The sequence below is a fragment of the Actinoplanes sp. NPDC026623 genome (assembly GCF_040638275.1).
GTDB lineage: Bacteria > Actinomycetota > Actinomycetes > Mycobacteriales > Micromonosporaceae > Actinoplanes.
The window spans coordinates 1-8,989 of record NZ_JBEZXZ010000282.1; the positions used below are offsets into that span (position 1 = coordinate 1).

An 8,989-nucleotide genomic window follows, 5' to 3' on the forward strand; every position below is an offset into this window, starting at 1 on the left:
CCCGCCCGGCCCGGACCCCGCCGGGCGGGGTTCCGCGGCGGGTGGCGACGGCCGCCGGGGCCAGGCAGGCGGCGGCGGCCGTCAGCAGGGCCGGTCGGGCGCCGAGGTGGACCGCCGCCGCACCGAGCGGGGTCGTCAGCGCGATCGGGCCGAACATCACGGTGTTCGCGGTCGCCGACACCCGGCCCAGCATCGCCCCCGGCGCGTGGATCTGCACCGCGGTCACCGCCGCGATCAGCGTCCACGGCAGGCCGGCGCCGCCGATCACCGCGCCCGCCACCAGCGCCGGCCACCAGGGCAGGCACCGGGCCAGCAGGCCGGCCGCGAACAGCACCGCGCCGGTCACCGCAAGGAACACGACCCCGCGGCGGGCGATCATCCGGCCCGCCGCGAGACCCGCCACGATGGACCCGGCACCCTGCGCGCTGAGCAGCACCCCGAGGAAGGCGGCGGCCAGACCCAGATCCGCCGTCACCACCTGGTACTGCGCGGCGGTCGCGAAGCCCGACATCGCGATCGAGACCGCGGCCAGGGCGACAACCGTCCGCAGCGGCGACCGGCCCGCCAGCACCTTCAGCCCGGCGCGGACGCCGCGCCCGGCCGGTGGGGTCCGCGCCGGCGCCGATCGCAGCCGCAGGGCCGGGTACAGGACGGCGGCCAGGACCGGCATCGCCGCGCTGAGCGCCGCGACCGCCGCGCCGCCGCGCCACGCGTAGAGGCCCGCGCCCGCGAGCGGGGCGATCAGCTTCATGCCCTCCTGCGCGCTCGAGCGCCAGCCGTTGACGTCACCGAGCTCCCCCGGCGGGAGCGCAGCCGGCAGCAGCGCCGACTCGCCCGCGTCCAGCAGGACATAACTGATCCCGTACGCGGCGCAGACGCAGTAGATCAGCCAAGCCTGTGCGGGTGAGCGGACCGTGAACAGGCTCAGCAGCGCCGCGGTGAGCAGCAGGTTCACGGCGATCAGCAGGGGGCGGCACGGCACCCGGTCGAGCAGGCCGCCGAGCCACGGGCCGAACAGCGTCGGCGCGTAGACGCAGAGCCCGGCCAGCGCCGCCCGGCTCGCGGACCCGGTGAGATCGAGGATCCAGATGCCCGCCACCAGGGACATCGCGCCGCCGCCGAAGCCGGACAGCAGGGAGATCCCCACGAACAGGACGGCGTTGCGCCGCATTCCGCCTCCAAGATTGAGCCTGGAAGACTCATATCCTCGGAGTTTCGGGGGCCCGACTACAAGAGCTGGACACTTTGTCAACGGTCCATTGACAGCGCCCGTCGGAGGGCGTCGAGGCCGACGCGGACGTGTCCGGGCAGCCGGTCCCGCTCGACGCGAGCCAGGTCGGCGGCGGCCTGCTCGGCGAGCGCGAACAGCCCGCCGGGCGGGGCGTCCAGGGCCGTCGCGACCGTCGCGCGCACCAGGGCGGCGCGGGTGAAACGGCCCTCCCAGCGGCGGTCGGCGGCGATGGCCCGGTGCAGCTCGTCGACCGCGACGCGGAGGATCACGATGCTGTGCGCGTACCGGAGGTCCTGGTCGTGGCGCCGCGACCGGGCGGCCGTGACCAGCCGCTGCCGGCGCTGCTCGGCGGCCTGGCGGCTCGCCAGGCCGAGCGCCGCCGCGACCTGGACCCACGTCGCGCCCGCCTGGCGGGCCCGGTCGATCAGCTCGAGCTCCCGCTCGTCGAGACGGGCCCGCGCGGCGCCGATCTCCCCGAGCCGCTCGAGCTCCGGAGCCGGCGCCGCGGGATCGGTCATGATGTCAACGATACGTTGACATGCACCCTCCCTACCGGGCGGCGGTGCCGCAGGTGTCCTCCTGCGGCAGCGCGCCCTCCGGGCGCGCGGCCGTGGCGACCGCCGACCGGTCCGGGGGCGGGCCCGCGTCGACCATCGACCCCGGACGCCGCGGCAGCAGGGCGGTGATGACGGCCGCGGCGGCCACGAATCCGGCCGCGACCAGGTAGGCCCGGGCGTAGCCGTCGCGCAGCGCTACGGACTCGCCGAGCCCGGACGCGAGGCTCGAATCCGTCACCCGGGCCGCGACCACCGCGAGCACCGCCAGCCCCAGCGCCCCGCCGGCCTGCTGCGCGGTGTTGGTGAGACCGGACACCAGGCCGGTCTCGCGCGGCTCCGCCCCGGCCATCGCCAGCATGATGATCGCCGGGATCACCACGCCGATGCCCAGGCCCATGATGATCAGCGACGGCAGCACGTCGGCCGCGTACCGGGGATCGGCCGGGACCCGGGCCAGCAGCAACAGCCCCGCGGCCAGCGTGCCGAGCCCGGCCAGCAGGACCGGGCGGACGCCGAAGCGGGCGATCACCCGCGGCGCCACCAGCAGCGACAGCACGCCGATCACGATCGGGGTCGGCAGGAAGGCCAGGCCGGTGCCGATCGAGTCCAGGCCGAGCACCCGCTGCATGAACAGGGCGCTCACGAACTGGAAACCCATGCCGGTCGCGAAGATCAGCACCACCGCAGCGCTCGTGGCCAACAGCCGGCGGCGGCGCAGGATCCGCAGCGGCACGAGCGGGTTGCGGGCGTACCGCTGGCGGATTCCGAAGCCCACGACCAGCAGCAGCGCCGCCACCGCGTACCGGAGGCCGCCGTCCACGATGGCGTAGACGCCGAGCGACAGGCCCAGCGTGATCATGGCCGCGCCGCTCACATCGAGGCCCTCGCGCGGGCCGGTTACCGCCTCGCGCGGCACCACCCGCAGCGCCGCGACCAGCACGGCCACCCCGATCGGCACGTTGACCAGGAAGATCCACGGCCAGCCGACGGCATCGGTCAGCAGCCCGCCCGCGACGAAGCCGACGGCGGCGCCGCCGGCCTGGGTGAAGCTGAAGACGCCGATCGCACGGGCCTGCGCGCCGGGCTCCGGGTAGAGCCGCACGATCAGCGAGAAGATCACCGCGGACGCCAGCGCGCCGCCGACGCCCTGCACGAAGCGGCCCGCGACCAGCAGCGGCGCCGTGCCGGCGAGTCCGCAGAGCAGGCTCGCTCCGGTGAAGACGACGAGTCCGATGAGGAACACCCGGCGGGCGCCGACGAGGTCGCCGAGGCGGCCGGCCAGCAGCAACAGCCCGGCGAAGCCGATCAGGTAACCGTTGACCACCCAGGCGACGCCGGCCGGCGAGAAGCCCAGGTCGATCTGGATCGCGGGGACGGCGACGGCCACGATCGTGCTGTCCAGCACGATCATCAGCGCCATCGAGCAGAGCACGGCCAGCGCGGCGGCACGCCGGCGGTCACGAGGTGGTACGGAAGCAGCCATGATTCGACCGTAGCAGATAGTCTGCTTGCGGACTATCTAGTTCTCACCTACTTGCGCGTTGCCGGGCCCTCCGCACGGGCCGGGGTCCCGGCTCGGCACCCCCGTCGACAAGCTGCACCAGCGCCGCCACGAACGCCTCCCGCTCCGGCTCGGGCAGGGCGCCCAGCGCCTCGGCATGCACCCGGTCGACGATCCGCTGCCCCTCGATCGCCGCGGCCCGGCCGGCGTCGGTGACCGCGATGATCCGGGCCCGGCGATCGGTCGCGGACTGGCGGCGCTCGGCCAGGCCGCGCCGCTCCAGGTCGTCGACGGTGCCGACCATCGTCGTCTTGTCGAGATCGGCGAGGGCGGCGAGCTGGATCTGGGTCCGCTCCTCCTCCAGCGCGTGCACCAGGACGCACTGCATGCGGGCGGTCAGGCCGACGTCGGCGAGCGCGGCGGAGAGCCGGTTCGCCAGCGCGTGGCCGGCCATGTTGAGCAGGCCGGTGAGGTCGCGGGCGGTGCGCTCGGGCGCTGCGGAAGACATGAATACACCCTACTCCGGGATCATCCCGTACCGGATAGTTCCACTGATGGACGACCGACGGACCCCCGTGTGGACCCGCCGGTCGTCGCCTCAGTGCGCGGCCAGCGCCGCCCAGCCGGGGGCCGTCGGCACCCGGCGCAGCGGCATCCGCGCCTCCGCCGGCGTGCGGTCGCCCTTTCGCTGGTTGCAGCGCCCGCAGGCCGCGACGGTGTTGAGCCACGTGTTGCCGCCGCCACGCGAGCGTGGCAGGACGTGGTCGATGGTGGACGCCGCGCCGCCGCAGTAGGCGCAGGTGCGGCCGTCACGGCTCAGCACGCCGCCGCGGGACCAGGACGGTCCGCGGCTGTGCCGCCAGCGGGTCACCACGTAGCTGACCAGCCGGACGACGGTCGGGATCGGGAAGACGCCGATGCGCGCGTCCGGCCGCGCCTCCTCGACGACCGCCACCTCGCGGAACAGCATGCGGATGGCGTGCCGGACGCTGACCCGGTGCAGAGGCCCGAAGTCGGCGTTGAGAACAAGGACCACACTCATCGCGGGTCACCTCCTCTTTTTCCCGTACACGCAAAAGCCGCCCGCACCCGAACACGGGTACGAGCGGCGACCGGCGGGCGCGCAAGGCGTCAGCCGGGGCCGTCTGCCCCGCTCTCGTACCGGTCGGCCGTCACGTGATCTCCCTAGGTCCCGGTGGTCCGGAACACGTCGTTGGTGAAGAAGGTAGAGGCGGCGGCCACGGTGGACAACCGAATAAAGATCGCTCAACCGGCCCGATCGGCCCGCACCGCGCCCATCAGCTGGACGAGTCCGGCCAGGCCCAGCCCGGCCCAGACGACGGCCGCCGCGATGATCACCGCGGTCTCCCACCCCGGGTGCGCGAGGCCGGCGAGCCCGCCGATCAGCAGGCCGCTGATCGCCACCGAGACCCGGGTGGGCCGCTCCCCCACGGTCACCCGGCCGAGGCCACGCATGCCGCCGGCGGCGGCCCGGGCCCGCACGTACTCGTGCAGCCAGCTCACCGCGCCGGCGGCGACGACCAGCCAGCCCGGCGCGCCCGCGATCCAGAAGGCGGCCAGCCAGGCCAGCTCGCCGAGCCGGTCGGCCACCGAGTCGTAGACGAATCCGATCCGGGAGGTCCGGCCGGTGACCACCGCGACGGCACCGTCGAGCCCGTCGGCGCCGGCCGCCAGCAGCACCAGCGCGGCGCCGAGCAGCAGCCCGGCGTTGCCGAGCAGGGCGGCGGCCGGCACGCCGAGGCAGAGCAGCAGCCCGAACGCGGTGACGGCCGTCGGGCCCACGCCGAGCCGGCCGAGCAGGCAGCCGGCGCGGTAGGTCAGCCGGATCCAGCCGCGCACGACCGGCGAGGCGCCGCGCGGGTCGAAGCCGCCGTGCAGCCCGGACCAGGCCGCGGCGTACTCCTCCCAGGTCAAGCCGGGACGTTGGCGGCCAGGCGCTGCCACACCTCGCGGGTCGCCGTCGAGCGGTTCATGGTGATGAAGTGGATGCCCGGCACGCCCTCGTCGAGCAGGCGCTGGCACATCTCGCTGCACAGGTCGATGCCGAGCGCGCGCACTCCGTCGGCGTCGTCGGCGATGCGCTCGAACCGGGCCTGCAGCGCCGGCGGGAAGGGCGCGCCGGAGAGCTGCGCCGCTCGAGCGATGGTCGCCATTCTCAGGACGGGCATCACACCGGGCACGATGGGCGTGTCGCAGCCCGCGGCGGCCACCCGGTCGCGGAGCCGCAGATACTCGTCGGCCTCGAAGAACATCTGGGTGATGGCGAAATCGGCACCCGCGGCGCACTTGCGGATGAAGTTGCGGGTGTCCGTCTCGACGTCGGCGGAGCGCGGGTGCTTGTAGGGGAAGGCCGCCACCCCGACGCTGAAGTCGCCGGACTCGCGCAGCAGCCGCACCAGGTCCTCGGCGTAGAGCACGCCGTCGGGGTGCCGCACCCACTCGCCCATCGGGTCGCCGGGCGGGTCGCCCCGGACCGCGAGCACGTTGCGGATGCCGGCGCCGGCGAGGCGCCCGATGACGTTGCGCAGCTCGGCGACGGAGTGGTCGACCGCGGTCAGATGCGCCATGGGCAGCAGCGTCGTCTCGGTCGCGATCCGCTCGGTCACCGCGACGGTGGTGTCCCGGGTGCTGCCGCCGGCGCCGTAGGTGATCGAGACGAAGTCCGGCCGCAGCGTCTCCAACTCGCGGATCGTCTGCCAGAGCAGCTGCTCGCCCTCGCGCGACTTGGGCGGCATGAATTCGAACGAGAAGGTCGGATCCGGACGACGAATGAGCTCGCCGATCGCCGGAGACGTCGGGAGCCGCGAAGGAAGTCCGAGAGACACACCAAGACTGTACCGGCTGGCAGTCCCGCCGCGACCGGCTAGGTTTGCCGCGTGACCTCCCCGCTGGAACGCGCCGGCCTGCGGCCGCGTGTCGACAAAGCCCTCGCCGCCTTCCTCGCCGATCGGCGTGTCCAGCTTCTGGCGATCGACGAGGTGCTTGCCGACGTCGCCGACGCGCTCGAGGAGTTCGTGCTGCGCGGCGGCAAGCGCCTGCGCCCGGCGTTCGCGTACTGGGGCTACCGGGGCGCGGGCGGCGTCGACTCCGACCACGTGGTGGCGGCGGTCGCGGCGCTGGAGCTGGTGCAGGCGAGCGCCCTGATCCACGACGACCTGATGGACCGCTCCGACACCCGCCGCGGCGAGCCCTCGGTGCACCGCCGCTTCACCGCCCGGCACGCCAAGGCGGGCTGGGGCGGCGACGGCACCAGCTTCGGAGACAACTCGGCCGTCCTGCTGGGCGACCTGGCGCTGGTCTGGGCCGACGAGCTGCTGCACTCCTCGGGCGTCGACCTGAGCGGGCTGGCCCGGGCGCGGCCGGTCTTCGACACGATGCGCACGGAGGTGATGGTCGGCCAGTACCTGGACGTCCTGACCCAGGCCACCGGGGACACGTCCCTGGAACGGGCCGGCAAGGTGGCGCGGTACAAGTCCGCGAAGTACACGGTCGAGCGGCCGCTGCTGCTCGGCGCGGCCCTGGCCGGCGCGCCGGAGTCGCTGTCGGCGGCGTATTCCGGGTACGGGCTGCCGCTGGGCGAGGCGTTCCAGCTGCGGGACGACGTGCTCGGCGTGTTCGGCGACCCGGCGCAGACGGGCAAGCCGGCCGGCGACGACCTGCGCGAGGGAAAGCGGACATATCTGGTCGCGGCGGCGCACGCAGCACTCGGGCCGGCCGAGCGCGACGAGCTGGAGTCCCGGCTCGGCGATCCGGGGCTGGATCTCGCCGGCGTCGAGCGGCTGCGCGCGATCATCCGCGACTGCGGTGCGCTGGCCCGGACCGAGGAGCGGATCTCGTCGCTGACCGGGCAGGCCCTCGCCGCCCTCGCCGCGGCTGAGCTGGACCGCGACGCCCGGGACGTGCTGCTCGAGCTGGCGGACGCGGCCACCCGGCGCGCGGCGTAGCGGCCTGGTGGCTCAGCGGCCGCGCAGGCGGCGCAGGAGCCCGCTGCCCTCGCCCGCCACCGGGGTGCGCTGCACGCCGCGCCGGCCCAGCCACACCCAGATCGAGAGGGTGAGCAGCACCATCGCGAAGCCGAACAGCAGGTCCTCGACCGGCGCGTGCGCCAGCCGCAGGCCGACGATCGCGTCCGGGTCGTAGATCACGATGCGGCGGCCGGTGAGTATGCCGTTCGACAGCAGCTGGAACGCGATGATGATCGGGTAGGTGGCCCAGAACACGGCCCGGGTCACCAGCCGGGTGCGCAGCACCCACAGGTCGACGGTCAGCGCGCCGAGCACGCCGAACACGGCCGCGGCGGTGTAGGTCATTCGTCGCCCGCCGGACGGCGCAGGACCGCCCGGGTCGCCTCGAAGCCCAGGATCGCGCAGATCGGCACCGCCACGAAGAACAGCACCTCGTCGATCGGCAGCCCGCCGGGCAGCAGGATGCCGGTGGTCTGCTCCGGGTCGAAGCTCCAGTGCCCGGCCGCGATCGCCGCCAGGTCCCACAGCACGAAGACGACCACCACCGGCAGTAGCGTGAGCAGCAGCCGCCGCCACCGGCGCAGCACGTTGACCCTCAGCACCGGCTCCAGCCACAGCGCCGCGGCCAGGCACCCGGCGAGCACGGACAGGTACGCCAGGTGCCGCATGCGCCGTCAGAAACCGAGCGCCTGCGCGCGCCGCTTGACCTCGCGGGCCCGGTCGCCGCCGAGGCCCTTGGCGGCGCAGCCGTCGACGGTCACGTCCGGTTCATAGAGCCACCGGAGGGCTTCTTCGTCGTTGTACCCGTTGTCGCGAAGCAACGTCAGGACGCCGGGGAGGTGCTTGAGCACGGTGCTGTTGGCCACCAGGTCCGCCGGCACCACCCGGATGCCGTCGCGCCGGACCGCGAGCAGCGCGCCGTCGCGGATCATCTGATGCACCTTGCTGATCGACACGCCGAGCTTGTCCGCCACATCGGGCAGGTTGATCCACTCGGTCGGGCCGGTGGGCTGCGGGGCCGCCGCCTCACCCACGCTTACGGAATCGGTCACCCGACCAGCGTGCCATGCCCGCCCCGCGGCTGACCAAGCGGAGCATGCGGAACCGGGAACGCCCCGGCTCCTCGAGATCGGAGAAATGTCCCGATGACCCTGTGGCGGAGAGCCCGCAACGAGGTGGCCGGAGCCTGGCGCTCGGTGCGCTACGACCTGGGCCGGCCCGATCCGGACGCCGAGAAGGCGGGCCCGGCCCCGGCCGGCGAGGTCCGCTACGAGGACGTGACGTCGACCGGGATGAGCACCTTCGGGGGCTTCGGCGCCACCGGCGGACTGCGGACCACGTACGGCGACGAGCTGGTACCCCGTCCGCGCCGGCTGGCCGCCGTGGCGGCGTTCGGCGCCCTCGCGGTCGCGGGCGCCGCGGGCGGCTACTTCGCCGTCGTCACCGGGATCGACGCGCTGGTCGGCGACAAGCCGGCGGGCGCCGAGCCCTATCCGCTGGCGGCGCAGGCGCCCGGCGGCTCCGGGGGTGACCAGTCCAACTCCGGGCTCGGCCGCGGCACCGTGTTCGTGCCCGATATGCCGGCGCCCGCGCCGGCCGCGACCGCGCACACGATCCGGACCCTGCCGGCGACGGCCGGCGCCCCGGCGCGGCAGCATGCGACGGCGCCCCGGCGCCGCGGCACAGTGGACGGCGGCGTCCCGGCGCCCCGGCC

The 8,989-nt window shown here is 74.5% G+C and carries 11 protein-coding genes and 1 pseudogene; 2 read left to right on the plus strand and 10 right to left on the minus strand.

The annotated features are described in order from the left end of the window. From AB0F10_RS42005 to metF, 7 genes are all read right to left on the minus strand, one after another. On the minus strand, positions 1-1,171 hold a 1,171-nt coding region (locus AB0F10_RS42005; protein WP_360639127.1), incomplete at its 3' end, for an MFS transporter. Positions 1,172-1,248: 77 nt separating this feature from the next. Continuing rightward, a complete protein-coding gene (locus AB0F10_RS42010) occupies positions 1,249-1,749 on the minus strand; it encodes a hypothetical protein (protein ID WP_360639130.1) in 501 nt (166 codons plus the stop codon). A gap of 31 nt (positions 1,750-1,780) precedes the next feature. After that, positions 1,781-3,271, minus strand: a complete 1,491-nt coding sequence (locus tag AB0F10_RS42015; RefSeq protein ID WP_360639132.1) for an MFS transporter — start codon at positions 3,269-3,271, stop codon at positions 1,781-1,783. Between the two features lie 43 nt (positions 3,272-3,314). Then, the gene (locus AB0F10_RS42020) at positions 3,315-3,797 is read right to left on the minus strand and encodes a MarR family winged helix-turn-helix transcriptional regulator (protein ID WP_360639135.1); all 483 of its coding nucleotides are present in this window, start codon (positions 3,795-3,797) and stop codon (positions 3,315-3,317) included. 90 nt (positions 3,798-3,887) lie between these two features. Continuing rightward, complete coding sequence (locus AB0F10_RS42025; RefSeq protein WP_360639138.1) at positions 3,888-4,331, minus strand: HNH endonuclease; 444 nt, start codon at positions 4,329-4,331, stop codon at positions 3,888-3,890. Between the two features lie 224 nt (positions 4,332-4,555). Further along, on the minus strand, positions 4,556-5,224 hold the full coding sequence (locus AB0F10_RS42030) for a CDP-alcohol phosphatidyltransferase family protein (protein WP_360639140.1): 669 nt from the start codon (positions 5,222-5,224) through the stop codon (positions 4,556-4,558). After that, entirely contained in the window at positions 5,221-6,135 is a 915-nt protein-coding gene (gene metF, locus AB0F10_RS42035; protein ID WP_360639143.1) for a methylenetetrahydrofolate reductase [NAD(P)H], read from the minus strand. The genes AB0F10_RS42030 and metF overlap by 4 nt, the downstream gene beginning before the upstream one ends. 63 nt (positions 6,136-6,198) lie before the next feature. On the opposite strand from metF, the gene AB0F10_RS42040 reads away from it, so the two are divergent. Further along, positions 6,199-7,254 carry a polyprenyl synthetase family protein gene (locus AB0F10_RS42040; RefSeq protein WP_360639155.1) on the plus strand — a complete coding sequence of 352 codons (1,056 nt, stop codon included), beginning with the start codon at positions 6,199-6,201 and terminating at the stop codon, positions 7,252-7,254. A gap of 12 nt (positions 7,255-7,266) precedes the next feature. Here AB0F10_RS42040 and AB0F10_RS42045 read toward each other — a convergent pair whose 3' ends face one another. From AB0F10_RS42045 to AB0F10_RS42055, 3 genes are read right to left on the minus strand one after another with little or no spacing between them, the layout of a single operon-like run. Then, positions 7,267-7,620: a lycopene cyclase domain-containing protein gene (locus AB0F10_RS42045; protein WP_360639146.1), complete on the minus strand. Its 354-nt coding sequence runs from the start codon at positions 7,618-7,620 to the stop codon at positions 7,267-7,269. Continuing rightward, a complete protein-coding gene (locus AB0F10_RS42050) occupies positions 7,617-7,943 on the minus strand; it encodes a lycopene cyclase domain-containing protein (RefSeq protein ID WP_360639149.1) in 327 nt (108 codons plus the stop codon). Before AB0F10_RS42050 ends, AB0F10_RS42045 begins: the two co-directional genes overlap by 4 nt. Before the next feature lie 6 nt (positions 7,944-7,949). Continuing rightward, the gene (locus AB0F10_RS42055; protein ID WP_360639152.1) at positions 7,950-8,327 is read right to left on the minus strand and encodes an Rv2175c family DNA-binding protein; all 378 of its coding nucleotides are present in this window, start codon (positions 8,325-8,327) and stop codon (positions 7,950-7,952) included. A gap of 93 nt (positions 8,328-8,420) precedes the next feature. Between AB0F10_RS42055 and AB0F10_RS42060 the strand changes: the two are divergent. Further along, positions 8,421-8,989: pseudogene (locus AB0F10_RS42060) on the plus strand (hypothetical protein); the annotation flags it as partial.

Coding starts and splice junctions, on each gene's coding strand:
- AB0F10_RS42015 (WP_360639132.1), bottom strand. CDS start 3,271: ATGGCTGCTTCCGTACCACCTCGTGACCGCCGGCGTGCCGCCGCGCTG.
- AB0F10_RS42050 (WP_360639149.1), bottom strand. CDS start 7,943: ATGCGGCACCTGGCGTACCTGTCCGTGCTCGCCGGGTGCCTGGCCGCG.
- AB0F10_RS42020 (WP_360639135.1), bottom strand. CDS start 3,797: ATGTCTTCCGCAGCGCCCGAGCGCACCGCCCGCGACCTCACCGGCCTG.
- AB0F10_RS42010 (WP_360639130.1), bottom strand. CDS start 1,749: ATGACCGATCCCGCGGCGCCGGCTCCGGAGCTCGAGCGGCTCGGGGAG.
- AB0F10_RS42025 (WP_360639138.1), bottom strand. CDS start 4,331: ATGAGTGTGGTCCTTGTTCTCAACGCCGACTTCGGGCCTCTGCACCGG.
- AB0F10_RS42045 (WP_360639146.1), bottom strand. CDS start 7,620: ATGACCTACACCGCCGCGGCCGTGTTCGGCGTGCTCGGCGCGCTGACC.